This is a genomic window from Anoxybacillus gonensis, from assembly GCF_001187595.1.
In the GTDB taxonomy this organism is placed as follows: Bacteria; Bacillota; Bacilli; order Bacillales; family Anoxybacillaceae; genus Anoxybacillus; species Anoxybacillus gonensis.
This window is the reverse complement of sequence record NZ_CP012152.1, coordinates 616,038-636,046: the sequence shown is the minus strand read 5'-3', so window position 1 is coordinate 636,046 and position 20,009 is coordinate 616,038. Positions and strand designations below refer to the sequence as shown.

Sequence of the window (20,009 nt, the reverse complement as noted above, 5' to 3'; positions counted from 1 at the left end):
CCTTTCATTCGTTATTTACGCATTTTCGGATCAAGCGCATCGCGCAAACCGTCTGCCAATAAGTTAAAGCTTAAAATGAGCAAGCTGATCACAAACGCTGGAATCATCATTAAATGCGGGAACGTTTGGATCGATTTATACCCATCGTTGACGAGTGAACCGAGCGACGCTTCAGGAGGACGAATACCGAGTCCAATAAAACTTAAAAACGCCTCTGTGAAAATCGCACTCGGAATCGTAAACATCGTCGTAATAATAATCGGTCCAACGACGTTTGGAAGCAAATGTTTTCCGATAATACGTGCATCAGATGCTCCAAGCGTGCGTGCGGCTAAAACGTATTCCATATTTTTTAGCTTTAAAATTTGTCCACGCACAATACGTGCCATCGTGACCCAACCGGTAATGACCATCGCCATCGTAATTGAAATAATTCCCGGCTCAAATACGAGAATAAATAAGATGACAACAATTAAGTTTGGAATACCAACGAGCACTTCAATAATGCGCTGCATGACGTTATCGACGCGACCGCCGTAAAATCCTGAAACGCCACCGTAAATAATTCCAATTAATAAGTCAATCGTTGCTGCTAATACACCGATGTATAACGAAATGCGAGCACCATACCATGTCCGCGTCCATAAGTCGCGACCGAGGTCGTCTGTACCGAACCAATAATATTCTTTTACCCCACGTTTTTCGTACACATCAATGCCGTTCATATCTTTTCCGTTAAACGGAAGCCAATCAATATGTTCTAACACCGGAATGCGCGGTGGTAATTTCGCATGTTGTAAATTTTGCTGTTTGTACGTACGATCACTCATGATCGGTGCAAAAATAGCCATCAATGTAATGACAATAATCATGATTAATCCGAACACAGCACCTTTATTTTTTCTTAATCGAATCCAAGCGTCTTGTAAAAACGTTAAGCTTGGACGATTAATTTTTTCCATATCGCCTTGACGTTCTGTCGCTAGCTCAAACAATTCAGGAGATAATTGCTTTTCTGTCATCATTTTTTCCCTCCCGCTAAACGAATTCGCGGATCAATTAAGCCATAAAGAATGTCCACAATGAAAATCACAAAAATAAATAACGCACTATAGAAAATCGTCGTACCCATAATGACCGGATAGTCATTTAAGTTAATGGAACGAACGAACTGCTCCCCTAATCCAGGAACGGCGAAAATTTGCTCAATCACAAGCGTTCCTGTCATTAAGTTGACAGCCATCGGACCAAGAATTGTAATAATTGGAATCATTGCGTTTCGCAATCCGTGTTTAAAAATGACGCCGAAGCCGCTAATTCCTTTTGCACGCGCTGTTAAAATATAATCCGAACCGAGCACTTCTAACATTTCTGTACGCATAAAGCGCGCAATGCTCGCGATAACGAATACCGATAACGCTAACGTTGGCATGATCGTATACTCAAAACCGTCCCAAAACGCAACAGGGAGTAGTTTCAATTTTACACCAACATAATATTGTAATAGTCCACCGAATACAAATGATGGAATAGAAATACCTAAAACCGCTAACACCGTTGCTCCATAGTCAATCGCTGTATTATGACGAACAGCCGCAATCACACCGAGCAAAATACCGACAATTGTTCCGAGTACAAGCGCTTGAAACCCAAGTTGTGCAGATGGACCAATGCGATCACCAATTAGTTGTGTGACTGGACGATTATCATATTGGAAAGAAACGCCTAAATCTCCTTTGGCTAAGTTGCCTAAATAACGAACGTATTGCACAGGAACGGGATCGTTCAAACCGTACTTTTCCAAAATGATTTTTTGTTGTTCTGGTGATAGCTTCTCTTGATTTTGAAGAGGGGAACCTGGGAGAAGCTTCATTAAAAAGAACGTGGCTGTCGCGATAATGAATAGTGTAATCAACATATAAATAAGCCGTTGTAACGTATATCGTGCCATATTGCACACCTCCTTACAAAATTAAAAACTTTTTGAATTTTTTTGACTAGCAGGCAAAAGGAGAGTATACGCTTGTCGCACATATACTCTCCTTTCTTTTCGATTACTCGATATAAGCCCACTTGTAGCTGTTGTCTGGACCGAATGGATGATCAACGATACCTTTCACGTATTCACGCTCTAAGTACGCTGCACCACGTTGGTACATTGGCGCGATAACCGCCTCATCTAACAAGATTTTCTCAGCTTTTACCATCGCATCCCAACGAGCTTGTAAGTCAGAAAGAAGCGTTGTTTTCGCATCTTGTACAAGTTTGTCGTACTCAGCATTTGACCAACCAGTTTGGTTGTGTGCACCGTTTGTGACAAACATGTCAATGAATGTCATTGGGTCTTGATAGTCTGGACCCCAACCAGCAAACGATAATTCATATTGCATTTTGCTTTCAAGATCAAGTTTTTGCTTAAATGGTTGTTGCTTAATGTTCACTGTTAAGCCTGGTAAGTTTGTTTCAAGTTGCTCTTTTAAGAACTCACCAATTTTCTTCGCACTTTCATTGTCGTAGTTTAACAACTCAAGCGTCACTTTGTCTTTGCCAAGCTCTTTTTTCGCTTGTTCCCAATATTTTTTCGCTTCTTCAGCGTTAAATTTCACTAAGTCGCCATTTTCTTCACGGAAATCTGTTCCGTTCGGACCTGTAACAAATCCTTCTGGAACGAAGTAGTTTGCTGCTTTTGAACCGTTATTTAAGATTGTCGCAACCATTGCTTCTTTATCAAAGCCCATTGCGATTGCTTTACGAGCGTTTACGTTTTTCAACACTTCGTTCTTTTGGTTCATACGAATGAAGAACAATACAGGCTCTGATTTTGTTTTAAAGTTTTTGTCGCTCTTATATTTGTCAACAAACTCCGCACTTAAACCAACGCGGTCTGCTTTGTTTGTTTCATACAAGTTTACGCCAGTCGCAACATCTTTTACGATGTTGAAGTTAATTGTTTCAAGTTTTACAGTTTGTGCATCCCAATATTGTTCGTTTTTCTTTAATTGGAAGCTTTGCTCATGTTTCCACTCGCTTAATACGAACGGACCGTTGTAAATTGTTGTGTTTGCTTCAAGACCGTATTTGTCCCCTTGTTCTTTCACAAATTTTTCGTTTTGTGGATAGAATGTTGGGAACGCTAATAAGCTTAAGAAATATGGAATTGGGTTTTTCAATTCAACTTGTAACGTTTTTTCGTCAATTGCTTTTACGCCTAATTGGTCAACAGGTACTTTTCCTGTGTTCACTTCTTCAGCGTTTTTAATGTCGTACATAATGTACGCATACTCAGCACCTGTGTTTGGATCAAGCGCTTTTCTCCAAGCATATACGAAATCGTTTGCCGTCACAGCATCACCATTTGACCATTTCGCATCGCGAAGCTTGAATGTGTATACTTTTCCATCTTCGCTTACTTCATAGCTTTCAGCCATTCCTGGCGTAGGCTCGTTGTTTTGGTCTAAACGGTATAATCCTTCAAATACGTTGTTCATGACGCGGAATGACACGCTGTCAGTCGCTAACGTAGAATCCAATGAAGGAATTTCTGACGTTTCAAGCAAGTTTAATACTTGCTCTTTTGCTGGAGCTTCTTGAGCTGGCTTTTCGCCTTCATTGGCAGCCTTGTCTTCTTCTTTTTTGCCGCCACACGCTGCTAGCACCATGGAAGCAACGAGAAGAAGAACGAAAAAGATTGATAACTTTTTCTTCATGCGGATTTCCCCCTCATCTGTTTATTGTATTTATTTCCATCTTCTGATTTATCAGAAGATTTGAAACACAAGGACATTATATAATGAATTAATATACTTGAAAAGATTTTTTTAAAACTTTTTTTAAATTTTCTAACATTTTAAAGGAATGTTAGGTTTGTTAACAAGTCGGATAAAATCAGCTTGATGACTATTTTATTTGTTTTTTATTCGTTTGTAAATAGAAAATTTACACTTTTTTTAGTATAATACTTCACAGCGATTAAGCGCGAAAGGTGGATGAATAATGAAAAAAGCAGTCGTGACAAGCTTTCTCGTATTTTTCATTGCGCTAACGGTTGCACTTTTTTCGAGCAATTGGTGGCTCACATTTATTAATATTTCTTTTTACATCGCCCAACCTCTTGTTATTATTGGCGGATTTCGGTTCATATATGAAAAAGGTTTTTTCGATATGACAATTTCTAGTTTTAAACGGTTGTTTCGTTCTCCTGTTGAACGTGACTACATAGATGACGAAGACGATGATGAAACAAAAAAACAGTGGGGAGCACCGCTCTTTTTCTCGGGACTGATCGTCACATTGCTTACACTCATTTTCTCGTACGTCCGTTGACAATGAAACACGTACACCATATAATGTTTTAAAAAACCGATGCGATGACAAAGAATAGTACATATAACGAGGCGTTCAGAGAGCTTGTGGACGGTGCGAACAAGCCGCTAGTTGTATGGAATGGGCTTTCGAGCATTCAAGTTGAAAAAAAGTAGGCTTGAACGTTTGCCTTACGTTACAAAGGCGCCATGCATACGCATGGGCAAAGTGATTGTCGCAACGACAATAACTAGGGTGGCACCACGGTTCTATCGTCCCTAAAGATGATAGGACTTTTTTTATTGTTAAAAAATGAAAAGGAGTGATTCGATGAAGACGATTTTTTCAGGTATTCAACCAAGCGGTGTTATTACGCTCGGCAACTATATTGGAGCGATGAAACAATTTGTTGAACTACAAGACAATTATAACTGCTATTTTTGTATCGTCGATCAACATGCGATTACCGTTCCGCAAGATCGGCTAGCGCTTCGGAAAAACATTCGCAGCTTAGCTGCCTTTTATTTAGCGGTCGGCATTGATCCGAACAAATCAACTTTATTTATTCAGTCCGAAGTGCCTGCGCATGCGCAAGCGGGCTGGATTTTACAATGCATCGCCTACATTGGTGAATTAGAGCGCATGACGCAGTTTAAAGATAAATCTGCTGGAAAAGAAGCCGTAAGCGCTGGGTTGTTAACGTATCCGCCACTTATGGCAGCCGACATTTTACTTTACTCGACAGACATCGTTCCTGTCGGTGAAGATCAAAAACAACATATTGAGCTCACGCGCGATTTAGCGGAGCGATTTAATAAACGATATGGGGACATTTTCACGATCCCAGAAGCGCGCATTCCAAAAATCGGCGCCCGCATTATGTCGCTCACTGACCCGACGAAAAAAATGAGCAAATCCGATCCGAACCAAAAATCGTACATTACGTTGCTTGATGATGCGAAAACGATCGAGAAAAAAGTAAAAAGCGCCGTCACAGACTCAGAAGGCGTCATTCGCTATGATAAAGAAAATAAACCAGGCGTATCGAACTTATTAACGATTTACTCCATTTTAGCAAACGAACCGATCGAGCGATTAGAAGAACGATATGCTGGAAAAGGGTACGGGGAGTTTAAAGCCGATGTCGCTCAAGTTATTATTGACGCATTAACGCCAATTCAAGAAAAATATTACGAGCTCATGGAAAGCTCGAAACTAGATGACATTTTAGACGAAGGAGCCGAAAAAGCAAACCGCGTCGCAAGTAAAATGTTAAAGAAAATGGAAAACGCCATCGGTTTAGGAAGAAAAAGACGATAAAAAACTCAGCTCCACGCGGGCTGAGTTTTTTAATTCACTTTCGGCTCTTGTTCCATTTCCCATAGTTTCTCAAAAAACGGTTGTCCTTTGACGAGCCGTTCGCATAAATGAACGTGCCGCTCTGACCATCCGTATTTCGCTTCTTCATACAAACCGTTCCACGCTTCTTCAAACGACATTTGTTGAATGTATGCATACTTTTCTGGCGCCCATTCGGTGTACCAATAGCGCACTTCAGCGACATTTTTCGTTCCGTACAACTGGTCAAGCGCCATAAATAATAGTTGCTTCAATTGCCGCTCTTTGCGCGTTAATCCGCTCATCAATGCAGGATGCGGCGATAAAATATGATATTCTTTTTCACTTTGTTGAAATGGATATATGCGCACATCTTGTTCTTTGACCATCTCATAAACGAGCTGTTCTTGGCGTGGAATGAGCCGGCTTTTTCGAATCGGAATATGATAGCCAATCGTATCAATTGCCACAATGCCACAACCATCTGTCGCAATAAAACAATAATCAAGCTGGATGCGCTCATGATTTTTGCGCACGTACGCTTTTTGATATACATCTTCAAGCAGCAGCTTCGGAATTTCCGACAAACTATTTTCTAAGTAATGAAACAGTTGTGGGCTCACTTTTAATACAGGCACTTGATCTAACAGCTCAATCGCATCATCTTTTCTCCACTCATAAAAGTGGCAAACGTTATACCCGTTTTCTTCCCCTTCAAACCAATTCACCCAAACATCGTGAAGATATAACATGCATAACCCCTCACTTCGAACGATTTGTTCACAGTATGGTCAGAGGTCGTTCATTTTATTCCATTTCACCCTAAATTTAACCATCATCATGAGACGGAAAATAAATGCTTAACCACGTCATAAACAAACCGATCGGCAAAAAGTAACATTCCACTTTTGTGCTAATAAACACGAGATATTCTTTCCAATCTGAACGTGATGCCATAATATTTAAATACGCAATCATCGTCGTCCCACCAATGACCGACATCCCAAACCCAAGCAAATAAAAAAAGAAACGCATTCGCCAGTCCCCCTTGTCCACTACTATATGTATGAACAAGCATGCAAACGATGCGTTACATAAAAAAAATTTCTTCTGATTTCATTGAAAGTAGCTCCATCATCGTCTTTTTTTCTAGCGCTCGCTTGACGACCATATATCCGACCGCATAACCAAGCATGCGCGGATAAAATGCTGAACCGTATAAAAGCGCGCGGTAACGAGCATCGTCTGGCCGAGTAGAGAGGTTTGGAATCATCCATTTTTTCATCCATTGCTTTAGTTGTTCTTCTGTATAATATGTCGTCCATGTTGCGACATATTCGCTTCCGAGTCGCTCCTTCACCGCATGTTCTGCTAATCCTTCCATCACGATGCGATCAAGAAGCGTATAGTCGCGCTCGTCTTTCGGATCAGCATGTAAACGACAAACGTGGTTATATTCGTGAATAAGAAGGGCATAAATATGTTCGTTCGATACGTGAGGAAGCAAAAATAAAAATAGTTGATCGCGAAAAGCGACACCTGATTTTCCACCAAATTCATGTTGTAGAGAACGGTTTGTGGCATCAGCAGGGAAAATAAATACAGGCACATCTGGGCCATCCCACTCTTTTTGGAGTTCTGTGAACTTTTTGGCGACAAACGCCCATACGTTTTTTTGTGCGAGCTGTTTCATCGTATCATGTTGGTTGCGCCGAGCCATGCCGTGCGCAAATAAATGGCGTTGCACATCTTCTTTTATTTTTTTTCGCCATCGATCATCGACAAACCAATCTTTCGTATTTACCACTCCCATGACACTCCTCCTTTCGTTATCGCATTGTACGATAAACGAAAGGAAAATGTGAAAAAGGATGAGGCGAACCTCATCCTTCATATTTTTTGAAAATAATCGTTGCATTATGTCCACCAAAGCCGAGCGAGTTGCTTAATACCGCACGCACATGTTGTTTGCGTGCCACGTTCGGCACGTAATCTAAGTCGCATTCTGGATCGGGTGTTTCGTAATTAATCGTTGGCGGAATGACGCCGTCGTGAATCGATAAAATAGAGAAAATCGCTTCAACAGCACCTGCTGCGCCAAGCAAATGTCCCGTCATCGATTTCGTCGAGCTGACAGCTAGTTTGTATGCGTGTTCGCCAAATACTTCTTTAATCGCCATCGTTTCATATTTATCGTTATACTCTGTGCTCGTGCCGTGCGCGTTAATGTAATCGATGTCCTCTGGTTGCATATTTGCATCATGAAGCGCTTGACGCATCGCACGCACACCGCCTTCTCCGCCAGGTGCTGGAGCGGTAATATGATACGCATCGCCTGTCGCACCGTAGCCCACAATTTCAGCATAAATGCGCGCACCGCGTTTTAACGCATGTTCTAGTTCTTCTAAAATAATAATGCCAGCCCCTTCGCCCATAATAAATCCGTCGCGATGTTGATCAAATGGACGACACGCTGTTTTTGGGTCGGGATTAAACGAGAGCGCTTTCGCTGCGCTAAATCCGGCAAATGCCATATGTGTAATTGGCGCTTCTGTTCCGCCTGTAATCATCACATCGGCATCGCCACGCTCAATGACTTTAAACGCATCGCCAATCGAGTTCGTTCCTGTCGCACAAGCGGTGACCGTACATGAGTTTATTCCTTTTGCCCCAAGCATAATCGACACTTGCCCGGCCGCCATATCCGGAATCATCATCGGAACGAAAAACGGGCTGACACGACGATATCCTTTTTCTAAAAACGTTTTCAGCTGTTCTTCGTACGTTTCCATCCCGCCGATGCCCGAACCAATCCAGACGCCAACGCGCGGTGCGTTTTCTTCCGTAATTTGTAAATCGGCATCTTTTACTGCCATCATGGAAGCGGCGACCGCATATTGCGTAAATCGGTCCATTTTGCGCGCTTCTTTTTTATCGATAAATTGTTCCACTTGAAAATCTTTTACTTCCGCTGCTACTTTCGCAGGAAAATCGTCCGCGTTTAACCGTGTGAGCGGACCGATGCCGGATTGTCCAGCAACGATGTTTTTCCATGTCGTTTCAACATCATTTCCTAACGGTGTGACAGCCCCTAATCCCGTGACGACGACTCGTCTTTTTTTCACCACTCATCACTCCTTTGTTTCATCATACCATCGTTATTTGCCCCAGCGCAATGCAATAGCGCCCCACGTTAATCCACCGCCAAAGCCAACCATAATGATAAGGTCATCATCTTGAATGCGTCCGGCTTCCACTTCTTCTACAAGTGAAATCGGAATGGAAGCAGCGGATGTATTTCCGTATTTATTTACTGTAATCGACATGCGATCAACAGGAAGTTCGAGCCGTTCGCGTGCCGCCTCCATAATGCGAATGTTCGCTTGATGCGGAATTAAAAAATCGACGTCCGCTTTCGTCAATCCTGCTTTTTCTAATACACGAATGCATGACTCGCCCATTTGGCGCACCGCAAACTTAAACACTTCCCGTCCGTTCATGACCACATAATCGTCTTGATATAAATATTTTCCACCTGTACCGTCTGCCCCAAGTTCAAACGATACGATGCCACGCCCTTCTGAAACTTCTCCCATCACGACAGCTCCTGCGCCGTCTCCAAACAACACCGCCGTATTTCGATCGCTCCAATCGACGATTTTTGATAATTTCTCTACACCAACGACAAGCACGTATTTGTACGTATTCGTTTCAATAAATTGTTTCGCGGTTACCATCGCATACATAAACCCTGCACATGCTGCGCTTACGTCAAGCGCCGCTGCATGTACCGCTCCAAGCTTTTCTTGCAACATACATGCGACAGATGGAAAAGCGCGATCCGGCGTCACCGTCGCCACTAAAATGAGATCAATTTGTTCCGGAGAAATGCCCGCATCATCAAGAGCGCGCTTTGCTGCGATATAACCCATATCGGACGTATCCATATCATTTGAGGCAATGCGCCGCTCTTCAATCCCTGTGCGCGTCCGAATCCATTCATCTGACGTATCCATTCGTTGTTCTAATTCTTTATTCGTCACAATACGTTCCGGCAAATATCGTCCAATTCCAATAATTCCTGCACTCACGGAAATATCGTCTCCTTTTATTATCAAACTTTATTACTTGGTACTAATTTTACTTTCTTTTTTCATTTCATGCAATAAAAAAATGAGGCGTTTACTCGACACCTCATTTACTCATTCGGCAATTTTCCTGTTGCTTTATATCGTTTAATTGCTTTTGTTATTTTTTGTTGGAAAGGCTCATCGACAAGCGGGCTAAACGTTCCGAGTTCGACGACACCGTCTTGAAAATCAACATATGTCGTTCCAGACGTTAGCTCCCCATCGATAAATTTTTTCGCAACAAGTTCATATAGCGCATCGACATGTTGGACGGTGCTCGTTAGTACCGTTCGTTCCCCTAAATCTGCTTGATCCGTTACGTAACCAATCGCATAAAGACCGTGTTCCTTCATTTTTCCAATCACTGGTACGCTAAATTTATCGCCGGCCGGATATACGACATCCACCCCTTCAGCAATCATTCGTTCGGTAATGGCCATGGCCGTATCGACGTCATCCCAATGTTGTACATATTGTACGTCGACGTGAGCATTTCCGTTCTCATATAACACCCCTTCGAAAAAGCCGTCCACTTCCGGCTGCCATTCAAATGCGGCAATGACGCCAATTTTCTTCGTTTTCGTCATATGCCCCGCTACCATGCCGCCAAAAAAACCCCATCGCATGCCCAGCGAAATTGAAGCTCGTTACATTTTTCTTTTTCGCCTCTCCGTTAAAAAACACAAAATGAATATTCGGATATTGATCTGCGATCTCATCGAAATACTCGCCATACTCGCTTCCATGACCAAAAATTAAGGTAACGCCTTTTTGGTGAAATTGTTTTACCGCATGTGCCGTCGCTGCTTTTGAATTTACCCCTTCGCGATAAAACACTTCCGCATCAAACTTCGCTTGAATGCGAAGCAATCCTTTATACCCTTTCGTTCCCCACACTTGATCATCAATCGTATCCGAAACGAGCAAACCGACTTTTTGTACATTTCCCGATGATAATTGGGCAGGAGCGCAAGCAGATAAAATAAAAAGTAGTGCAAAAATGAAATATGTATATCGCCACATCAACATGCAACACTCCTTTTTCCGTCTCATTTTTTATTTTACTTGCTTTCTTTCTGATCGGTAAAGAAAAAATCCCCATGTGTATGGGGACTATACATCGTTATATTGTTCATAAAACGCGTGAACGGCTTGCGCAAACGTATATGTTTTTTCAGGCAAATGATATGAAACGGGGACGCCAAACGCTTGTGCATACGCTCTTGCATGAATCGTTGGAGGATATGGATTTACTCCTGACACTTGCCAAATTTTCATCGGTACGGTTGGAGCATAAAGCGGAGGGAGATCCAATTCCTCTTCTGTTGTTCCGTACGCTTGCTTTAATTGACGCATGAACCGTTTATAAAAAAATTTATGCTCTTTTTCATATTGCAGTTGTGCCTGTAAATGCAAACAAGGATTTAATAGCGCAATCGCACGTATTTGATCGCGTAAATCGTTCATCAACTGCAAGGCGACAAGCGCCCCCATTCCTTCTGCTAACACATAAATGCGCTCATTTAAAATTTCCGTTTTTAACACATAATGCATCAGCTGTTTGGCTAGTTTGACCGCTTTTTGACTTCCCCAATTGGCGCCGTACAAATGTGAGTAAAAAATCGTATAGCCATGTTGTAATAAATCGTTTAACAACTTGTTTTTCCCAATATGTTGCATCCATAAGCTCGTTTTGTCATCGACGAAGTGGGATACGTCTCCTAAAAGAAGTAAGGCAAATCCGTTCGGTCGGTCTGGGACATGAATCGCACACCATTGCTCGCTGAATTGGAAAAATCGTTGCTTCTCTGTCATAATCGTCCACCTTAAGCACATCATTGTACAATATATCGTATGCGATTTTCTTTTTCGTGTACTAGGCGTTGCAATTTTTCGTTTTCGTCTCTTCACCATTTATGTTAAGATAAAAAAGAGTGTAAAGGAGGGAATGGCATGCGTATTTTTTGGACGTTTTTCTGGACGTTTTTATTAGTAAACATGGTGACATACGTCGTGAGCTCGATGATCGGCGTGGCGTACCATTTCGAAACAGGCACAACATTAGCAGTCGTTGCAACCGTTCTCATTTTATTGATTGCACAACTCATTCCGAACGAACCTGTGCATCATTAAAAAAGGATAAACGGCATACGTCCGTTTATCCTTTTTTTACGACCAATTCGTCGCCTTCGATATCAATCGTGACGGTGTCGTAGTCTCCAATACGTCCCGCAATGATTTCACGCGCAAGCTTCGTTTCAATATGTTTTTGAATAAACCGTTTGAGCGGGCGAGCGCCGTACACATGGTCAAACCCATGTGTCGCAATGTACGTCTTCGCTTCGTCCGTTAACGTAATCGTCATATGTCGTTCCGCAAGTCGCTCCTCTAATTGTTTCATAAACTTATCCACAATGCTTTTCACTTCGCGTGCGGTTAACGGTTTAAATAGGACAATGTCGTCTACTCGGTTTAAAAACTCTGGTCTAAAATGCGCCCGCAATTGTTTCAACACTTGTTCGCGCGCTTCTTCGCTTATGTCTCCATGCGCATCGATCGCTTCTAACAACGTATGCGAGCCAATATTTGACGTCATAATGACGACTGTATTTTTAAAATCGACCGTTCTTCCTTGCGAATCCGTCATGCGACCGTCGTCTAACATTTGTAGTAAAATGTTAAACACTTCCGGATGCGCTTTTTCGATTTCATCAAGCAAAATGACCGCATACGGCTTTCTGCGCACCGCCTCCGTCAACTGTCCCCCTTCTTCGTAGCCAACATATCCCGGAGGCGCGCCGATTAAACGAGAAACTGCATGTTTTTCCATATATTCTGACATGTCGATGCGAATCATTTGTTCTTCGCTATCGAAAAGCGCTTCCGCTAACGCCTTCGCCAATTCTGTTTTTCCGACACCTGTCGGACCGAGGAAAAGAAATGAACCGATCGGACGATTCGGATCTTTCATGCCAGCGCGTGCGCGCAACACCGCATCGCTCACAAATTGTACCGCCTCGTCTTGTCCGATGACGCGCTCATGTAAAATGTCCGTTAAGCGCAACAACTTTTCTCGTTCGCCTTCAACAAGTTTTGTCACCGGAATGCCCGTCCATTTTGACACGATTGTCGCGATTTCTTCCTCCGTTACTTCTTCGCGCAACAACCGTCGCTCTTTTTCTGTTTCTTCTAGCTGTTTTAATTGTTTTTCAAGTTGCGGAATGCGTCCGTGGCGCAATTCTGCCGCTTTATTTAAATCGTAATTGTTTTCCGCTTCTTCTAACTCGCGCTTCGCTTTTTCTAACTGCTCACGCAACGCACGCACTTGTTGAATCGCTTCTTTTTCTTTTTCCCATTGCGCTTTCATCGCATTTGCTTTTTCGCGCAAATTCGCGAGCTCTTGCGATAACGATTGCAAGCGCTGTTTGCTCGCTTCATCTTGCTCTTTTTTCAACGCCGCTTCTTCAATTTCAAGCTGCATCATTTTTCGCATCACTTCATCTAACTCTGTCGGCATCGAATCGATTTCCGTTCGAATCATCGCACACGCTTCGTCAACGAGATCAATTGCTTTATCCGGCAAAAAGCGATCAGAAATGTAACGATCCGACAACGTCGCCGCCGCAACGAGCGCACCGTCATGAATGTTCACGCCGTGATGAATTTCAAATCGCTCTTTTAAGCCGCGCAAAATCGAAATCGTATCTTCAACTGTCGGCTCTTCTACGAGCACTTGTTGGAAACGGCGTTCGAGCGCAGGGTCTTTTTCAATATATTGACGATATTCATCAAGCGTCGTTGCTCCAATACAATGCAATTCTCCGCGCGCAAGCATCGGTTTTAACATATTCCCAGCATCAAGCGCCCCATCCGTCCGTCCAGCGCCGACAATCGTATGCAGTTCATCAATAAATAAAATGATGCGCCCTTCGCTTTTCTTTACTTCGTTTAATACTGCTTTTAACCGCTCCTCAAACTCTCCGCGAAACTTTGCCCCTGCAATAAGCGCACTCATATCTAGCGCAAAAATCGTTTTATCTTTTAACCCCTCTGGCACGTCTTTACGCACGATACGTTGGGCGAGCCCTTCAACGATCGCTGTTTTTCCAACGCCCGGCTCTCCAATTAAAACCGGATTGTTTTTCGTCTTGCGCGATAAAATGCGAATGACGCGGCGAATTTCGCTATCGCGGCCGATGACTGGATCAATTTTTCCTGCTTTCACTTCCGCTACTAAATCGCGACCGTATTTTTGCAGTGCTTCATATGTCGCTTCCGGATTTGGACTAACCACGCGTTGATTCCCCCTTATGTCCATAATCGTTTGTAATAGTTTCTCTCGATCAATTCGATAGCGCGACAATATATGTTTCGCTTCTTTGTCGTCAATGAGCGCAAGCAACAAGTGTTCAACGGATATATATTCATCTTTCATTTGTTTCGCTTCTTGTTCCGCTCGAACAAGCCATTGTTGCAAACGGCTCGTGACATATATTTTTCCGGCCTGCGAACTAGAAATGACTTGCGGTTTTTTGTTAAGCTGTTTGTTCCATTCATCTAACAAATGGGAAACAGGAATAGACATTTTTTCATAAATGCGCCTTGCAAGCCCATCTTCTTGTTGTAAAAGCGCGACACAAACGTGTTCAACGTCCACTTCCTGATGTTGCTTCTCTACTGCTAACGATTGCGCTTGCATGAACGCCTCTTGCACTTTTTCCGTCATTTGTTGCATATTCATCTCGCTCACCCCTTTGACTTTGACTTTTTTTGACCTTTATCTATTACGTATTATAACGAGAAAGCCACCCTTATGCAAGGATGGCTTACGGTTTTGGAAAGTACGTCCATATCCGATTATGATTCGACGTTTCAGGGAAACGGTCACCTGCTTTTAGTTTTAATTTTTTCGGATTTTTCACTTGATCCCCTGTCTCGCCAATTTCAATATATATCCCGTTGTTTGGCGCTTTTTGTCCGGGGCGAAAATGTCTACTTTGTCCCATCCGTATTCCTCCTCATCGTCTGATCATTTCATAATATGCCCGTCTTGTTTCAAAACGATGATGAGAAATAACGGATCGACATCCAAATGCTACAGCAACGAAACGAGCAATGCTTTTTGTGCATGAAGGCGGTTTCCGGCTTGTTGGAAAATGTACGAACGCACGCCATCAATGACACCTTCTGTCACTTCTTCGCCGCGGTGAGCAGGCAAGCAATGTAAAAACATAAAATCGCTTTTCGCTTGTTGAACGAGCGTTTCATTTACTTGAAACGGCGCAAAGATGTGCATCCGTTCGTCCGCTTCCGCCTCTTGCCCCATGCTTGCCCATACGTCTGTGTATACAACGTCTGCATCGACAATCGCTTCATACGGATCGTTTGTTACAACGATCGTTGCACCGCTTTCGCTTGCAATGTTTTTCGCTTCGTTGACAACCGCTTCTTTCGGCTCATATCCTTTCGGTGAAGCGACCGCACAATGCATGCCGACTTTTGCCGCCGCAAGCATTAACGCATGCGCCATATTGTTTCCGTCGCCGATGTAGGCAAGCTTTAGCCCTTGAAGTTTTCCTTTCACTTCATAAATCGTTAATAAATCAGCAAGCGCTTGGCACGGATGGTCATCATCCGTTAACCCATTAATGACAGGAATCGTTGCATAATGAGCAAGCTCCTCTACTTTTTCATGCTCGAATGTGCGAATCATAATCCCATCCACATATTCCGATAATACGCGCGCCGTATCCGCAATCGTTTCTCCACGTCCAATTTGCAAATCGCGGCTACTTAAATGAAGCGCATGCCCCCCTAATTGAACCATGCCAACTTCAAATGAGACGCGCGTTCTCGTTGACGGCTTTTCAAAAATCATCGCGAGCGTTTTGCCACTTAGCGGCGTGTATCGTTCGCCGTTTTGTTGCTTTTCTTTTAATTCAAGCGCCAAATGAAGCAAATACTCAATTTCTTCCTTCGAATAGTCCGCTAACGTTAAAAAATCTTTTCCTTTTAACTGAATCGTTGCTGTCATATTCATTTTCTCACCACTTCACGTAAATTTTTTAACCAATCTTGAATGGAACAAACGGAAAAATGTTTTGTCGACCACGCTTGGAAAAACAAATGCGCGGTTTCTTCTTCCGTCAACACGAGCACATGTCGAGCGAGCGCTTGCTTTCTTCGCCATGCACTTTGTTCATCACGCATGAAACTAACAAATGCGAGCGCTTCTTTTTTCGCCACCCATTGTTCGAACGGTTCATCTGTGACGATCGTTACCCCTTGTTGTTTCGCTTGCTCGCTCAACGCTTTCGCCTCGTCTCGTGCATCAACATATATTTCATACGCTTCTTTTTTCTTCACAATATATGGATAAAACGCTTTATATGCCGCTTCTTGCACCGTTTTTGCGATGCTAATCCCTTCTCCAGTGGATTTCATTTCCGGACCGACAAGCGGATCGACACCCGGCAATTTATATGTCGAAAACACGGGATACTTTAAGACAACATACGGAATAGAAACCGATTGTTTGACGTCTTCCGACAAATATTTCCCAAGCAATACGTTTGTTGCGAGTTGAACCATCGGCACACCTGTCACTTTACTTACGATTGGAACGGTGCGGCTTGCGCGCGGATTGACTTCTAATACGTACACATCCCCATCTCGCACAATAAACTGCACGTTCATTAATCCTTTAAAATGAAGCTTATTTGTGATCCGCTTCGTATAATCGATCATTTTCGCTTTTTCTTCTTCCGTAAACGATTGAGCAGGCAACCATGCATAACTATCACCGGAATGGACGCCTGTTTTTTCGACATGTTCAATGATTGTCGGAACGAACACATCACGTCCGTCACAAATCGCATCAAGTTCCCCTTCTTTTGCGCGCACATATTCATCGATTAACACCGGATACACCATTTCTTGTTTTATAAGTGAAGCAAGCTGTTGTTCATCATAAACGATATGCATTCCACGTCCGCCAATGACATACGATGGACGAAGCAAAAGCGGATAACCGATATGTTTCACTTTTTCCATTAATTCCGCTTCGTCGTTTGCCGTCGTTCCTTTCACATGTGGAATGTCAAGCGACTGAAGAAGCGCATAAAAACGTTCCCGATCTTCTAGTTGGTCAATGATCTCGCTATTCATGCCGATGATTGACACGCCGTACGATTCAAGCTTGTTCGCTAAGTTAATGGCCGTTTGGCCGCCAAACTGCACGATGACCGCTTCGACGTTTTCAGCTTCCACGACATTTAACACATCTTCTACCGTGAGTGGCTCAAAATATAAACGATCGGCCACTGTAAAGTCGGTGCTGACGGTTTCTGGGTTATTGTTCATTAAAATGGCTTCATATCCTGCTTGCTGCAAAGCGTATACGCAATGAACAGAGCTATAATCAAATTCAACCCCTTGCCCAATGCGAATCGGACCTGAGCCGAGAATAAGCATTTTCGGCTGATCGCTCGTCTGTATTTCACTTTCGCCAAAATATGTCGAATAATAATACGATGTTTTAGCTGAAAATTCAGCTGCGCACGTATCGACCATTTTATAGGCTGGAACAATGCCGTATGCTTTTCTTTTTTGACGCACATCTTTTTCATCAACGTTCCATATATAAGCTAAATATGCATCAGAAAATCCTTTTTCTTTTAGCATGCGAAACGTTTGTTCATCAATCGAATGAAGCGTCGTTTCTTTTGCTTGTTGTTCAAGTGCGATGAGCTGAGCGAAACGAGTTAAAAAATATAAGTCGATTTTCGTCCATTCATATATTTGTTCTGTCGCTATACCGCGGCGAAGCAGCTCGAGTATCGCGAAAAAGCGGCGATCGTCTCCCGCTTTGACGATGTCTACTAACACCTTTGTCGACTGTTTCGCAAGCGCTGGTGAATATAAACCGATATGATCTAGCTCAAGCGAATGGAGCGCCTTTTGTAACGCTCGCTCGAAATTACGGTCGATCGCCATCACTTCTCCTGTCGCTTTCATTTGCGTGCCGAGACGACGATCGGCAAACGGAAATTTGTCAAACGGAAAGCGCGGGAATTTCACGACGACATAATCGAGTGCAGGTTCAAAGCTCGCATACGTATGTCCTGTCACTGGATTCACTAGTTCCGAAAGCGTATAACCGACCGCTAATTTTGCCGCCATTCTTGCAATCGGATAACCCGTCGCTTTGGATGCGAGGGCAGAGGAGCGGCTCACGCGCGGATTCACTTCAATTAAATAATACTTTTTACTTTTTGGATCGAGCGCAAATTGAATGTTGCATCCTCCGACAACACCGAGCGCCGAAATAATTTTAATGGCCGCTGAACGCAACATATGATATTCGACATCCGTCAACGTTTGCGACGGCGCAACGACGATCGAGTCGCCCGTATGAATGCCGACCGGATCAATATTTTCCATATTACAAATCGTAATGCACGTATTCGTATGGTCGCGCATCACTTCATACTCAATTTCTTTAAATCCCGCGACACTCCGTTCCACTAAACATTGTGTAATCGGGCTTTCTTGCAATCCTTTTGTGACGATGTCGACAAGCTCCTCCATCGTCTGTGCGATGCCGCCACCTGTTCCCCCGAGCGTATATGCCGGGCGAACGATGATCGGAAACCCGATTTGTTTTGCAAATTGTACCGCTTCTTCAACTGTCGTCACAATTTCGCTTTCTGGCACCGGCTCGTTTAATTCATACATTAACGCCCGAAACGCTTCACGGTCTTCACCGCGTTGAATAGATTCAATCGGTGTACCGAGCAAGCGGACGTTATACTTTTGTAAAATGCCTTGTTCATGTAAAGCGAACGCTAAATTGAGTCCCGTCTGTCCACCAAGCGTCGCTAATAGCCCATCGGGTCGCTCTTTTGCGATAATTTTTTCCATGCTTTCTACCGTCAGCGGCTCAAAATATACTGCATCCGCATGTACTTCATCCGTCATAATTGTCGCTGGATTGTTGTTTGCTAAAATGACGCGATATCCTTCTTCTTTTAATGCTAAGCAACCTTGCGTTCCCGAATAGTCAAACTCTGCCGCTTGCCCGATGACGATCGGACCAGAACCGATCACAAGAATCGAACGAAGCGTTGAATCTTTAGGCATATACTTTCTCCTTTCTCGCTGCTTTCATCATGTCAACAAATTCAGCAAAAATAAATTGCGTATCGTTTGGTCCAGGATGCGCTTCCGGATGATATTGCACGCATAAAATCGGCTTCGTTTCATGGGCGACCCCTTCCACCGAACCGTCATTGACGTTAATAAAACGAACGGAAAGCGGCGTATGGGCTAAACTTTCCGCCTTCACAACATAGCCGTGGTTTTGCGAAGTCATAAACACTTTTTTCTTTTTCGCATCATATACTGGTTGATTCGCTCCGCGATGCCCAAACGGCAATTTTTCCGTATCCCCGCCGTAAGCGAGCGAAACGAGCTGATGCCCAAGACAAATCGCAAGCGTTGGATACCGTTCGATCACCGCTAAAATATTTGGCAAATAACGGGACAATTGTTTCGGGTCTCCCGGTCCGTTCGATAACAATACTCCGTCTGGATCCAGTTGTTCGACCGTCTGTAACGTCGTATCGTACGGAACGACCGTGACGCGACATCCGTACGCCATTAACGAATGAACGATCGATTTTTTATATCCGAAATCAAACAAAACAACGTGCATATGACCGTTTCCGTACGTTTGGATGTCCGCTGTGCTCACAAGCGGCACGGGCGCTTGTTCTTCCACTTGTACGACCGCCTCCCGACTCGCTGAAATGATAGCAGGCATCGCCCCGTGTTCACGAATTTGTTTCACAACCGCCCGCGTATCGACATGTGTAAGAAGCGGAACGTTCCATTTTTGCAAATATTGTTTTAAACTGTACGTCGCTTCGTAATGAAACCCTGTCTCCTCCGCCTCGTAAACGATCACTGCCTTCACATGCGGCTGTTTGCTTTCAAAATCGACTTCGTTAATTCCGTAGTTTCCAATAAGAGGATACGTAAATACGATGATTTGATTTTTGTACGACGGATCTGTTAACACTTCTTGATACCCTGTCATTCCTGTAAAAAAGACGACTTCTCCCGCAATATCTCCCGTCCATGCCGTTTCCAATTTCCCGACAAACGTTTTGCCGTTTTGCAAATGTAAATACGCCTCCATGTTCACACCCCAAACGAATGTTTATTAAACAAAAGGAA

General features: G+C 43.4%; 17 protein-coding genes, 1 pseudogene and 1 other annotated feature. Of the genes and pseudogenes, 3 read left to right on the top strand and 15 right to left on the bottom strand.

Annotated elements, in window-relative coordinates; translation table 11 throughout:
- Positions 1–11: 11 nt before the first annotated feature.
- The 3 genes from opp3C to AFK25_RS03445 form a co-directional block, all read right to left on the bottom strand.
- Positions 12–1,025 carry an oligopeptide ABC transporter permease gene (gene opp3C / locus AFK25_RS03455; RefSeq protein WP_035064945.1) on the bottom strand — a complete coding sequence of 338 codons (1,014 nt, stop codon included), beginning with the start codon at positions 1,023–1,025 and terminating at the stop codon, positions 12–14.
- On the bottom strand, positions 1,022–1,951 hold the full coding sequence (gene opp3b, locus AFK25_RS03450) for an oligopeptide ABC transporter permease (protein WP_035064943.1): 930 nt from the start codon (positions 1,949–1,951) through the stop codon (positions 1,022–1,024). The genes opp3C and opp3b overlap by 4 nt, the downstream gene beginning before the upstream one ends.
- Before the next feature lie 103 nt (positions 1,952–2,054).
- Positions 2,055–3,707, bottom strand: coding sequence for a peptide ABC transporter substrate-binding protein (locus AFK25_RS03445; RefSeq protein WP_035064941.1), 1,653 nt, complete (start codon positions 3,705–3,707; stop codon positions 2,055–2,057).
- A gap of 286 nt (positions 3,708–3,993) precedes the next feature.
- Between AFK25_RS03445 and AFK25_RS03440 the strand changes: the two genes are divergently transcribed.
- Both AFK25_RS03440 and trpS read left to right on the top strand, forming a co-directional pair.
- Entirely contained in the window at positions 3,994–4,323 is a 330-nt protein-coding gene (locus AFK25_RS03440) for a DUF3899 domain-containing protein (protein ID WP_035064938.1), read from the top strand.
- A 35-nt stretch (positions 4,324–4,358) separates the two neighbouring features.
- Positions 4,359–4,585: a binding site (T-box leader), on the top strand.
- A 47-nt stretch (positions 4,586–4,632) separates the two neighbouring features.
- Complete coding sequence (gene trpS, locus AFK25_RS03435) at positions 4,633–5,622, top strand: tryptophan--tRNA ligase (protein ID WP_019417866.1); 990 nt, start codon at positions 4,633–4,635, stop codon at positions 5,620–5,622.
- Positions 5,623–5,651: 29 nt separating this feature from the next.
- On the opposite strand, the gene AFK25_RS03430 is transcribed toward trpS, so the two are convergent.
- The 7 genes and pseudogenes from AFK25_RS03430 to AFK25_RS03400 all read right to left on the bottom strand — a co-directional run bounded on the left by AFK25_RS03430 (position 5,652) and on the right by AFK25_RS03400 (position 11,585).
- Complete coding sequence (locus tag AFK25_RS03430) at positions 5,652–6,392, bottom strand: YjbA family protein (protein ID WP_019417867.1); 741 nt, start codon at positions 6,390–6,392, stop codon at positions 5,652–5,654.
- Between the two features lie 76 nt (positions 6,393–6,468).
- A complete protein-coding gene (locus tag AFK25_RS03425; RefSeq protein ID WP_009362188.1) occupies positions 6,469–6,675 on the bottom strand; it encodes a YuzI family membrane protein in 207 nt (68 codons plus the stop codon).
- Positions 6,676–6,730: 55 nt separating this feature from the next.
- On the bottom strand, positions 6,731–7,453 hold the full coding sequence (locus tag AFK25_RS03420; protein WP_019417868.1) for a DUF2268 domain-containing putative Zn-dependent protease: 723 nt from the start codon (positions 7,451–7,453) through the stop codon (positions 6,731–6,733).
- A 70-nt stretch (positions 7,454–7,523) separates the two neighbouring features.
- Positions 7,524–8,765 carry a beta-ketoacyl-ACP synthase II gene (gene fabF, locus AFK25_RS03415; protein WP_026011715.1) on the bottom strand — a complete coding sequence of 414 codons (1,242 nt, stop codon included), beginning with the start codon at positions 8,763–8,765 and terminating at the stop codon, positions 7,524–7,526.
- A gap of 33 nt (positions 8,766–8,798) precedes the next feature.
- Complete coding sequence (locus AFK25_RS03410) at positions 8,799–9,731, bottom strand: beta-ketoacyl-ACP synthase III (RefSeq protein WP_009362191.1); 933 nt, start codon at positions 9,729–9,731, stop codon at positions 8,799–8,801.
- A gap of 107 nt (positions 9,732–9,838) precedes the next feature.
- Positions 9,839–10,823, bottom strand: a pseudogene (locus tag AFK25_RS03405) (BMP family ABC transporter substrate-binding protein).
- A 60-nt stretch (positions 10,824–10,883) separates the two neighbouring features.
- Positions 10,884–11,585: an alpha/beta fold hydrolase gene (locus AFK25_RS03400; RefSeq protein WP_019417871.1), complete on the bottom strand. Its 702-nt coding sequence runs from the start codon at positions 11,583–11,585 to the stop codon at positions 10,884–10,886.
- A 138-nt stretch (positions 11,586–11,723) separates the two neighbouring features.
- On the opposite strand from AFK25_RS03400, the gene AFK25_RS03395 reads away from it, so the two are divergent.
- Positions 11,724–11,903, top strand: coding sequence for a YjzD family protein (locus AFK25_RS03395; RefSeq protein ID WP_009362195.1), 180 nt, complete (start codon positions 11,724–11,726; stop codon positions 11,901–11,903).
- 25 nt (positions 11,904–11,928) lie between these two features.
- Here the strand turns inward: AFK25_RS03395 and clpB are convergent, their stop codons facing one another.
- The 5 genes from clpB to AFK25_RS03370 form a co-directional block, all read right to left on the bottom strand.
- Positions 11,929–14,511: an ATP-dependent chaperone ClpB gene (gene clpB, locus AFK25_RS03390; protein ID WP_019417872.1), complete on the bottom strand. Its 2,583-nt coding sequence runs from the start codon at positions 14,509–14,511 to the stop codon at positions 11,929–11,931.
- A gap of 85 nt (positions 14,512–14,596) precedes the next feature.
- A complete protein-coding gene (locus tag AFK25_RS03385) occupies positions 14,597–14,776 on the bottom strand; it encodes a YjzC family protein (protein ID WP_003395421.1) in 180 nt (59 codons plus the stop codon).
- An 89-nt stretch (positions 14,777–14,865) separates the two neighbouring features.
- Positions 14,866–15,810 (bottom strand): ornithine carbamoyltransferase, encoded by a 945-nt coding sequence (argF, locus tag AFK25_RS03380; protein ID WP_019417873.1) that lies wholly within the window; start codon positions 15,808–15,810, stop codon positions 14,866–14,868.
- On the bottom strand, positions 15,807–18,911 hold the full coding sequence (locus tag AFK25_RS03375; RefSeq protein WP_035064934.1) for a carbamoyl-phosphate synthase (glutamine-hydrolyzing) large subunit: 3,105 nt from the start codon (positions 18,909–18,911) through the stop codon (positions 15,807–15,809). Before AFK25_RS03375 ends, argF begins: the two co-directional genes overlap by 4 nt.
- Complete coding sequence (locus tag AFK25_RS03370) at positions 18,904–19,971, bottom strand: carbamoyl phosphate synthase small subunit (RefSeq protein ID WP_019417875.1); 1,068 nt, start codon at positions 19,969–19,971, stop codon at positions 18,904–18,906. Before AFK25_RS03370 ends, AFK25_RS03375 begins: the two co-directional genes overlap by 8 nt.
- Positions 19,972–20,009: the final 38 nt, after the last annotated feature.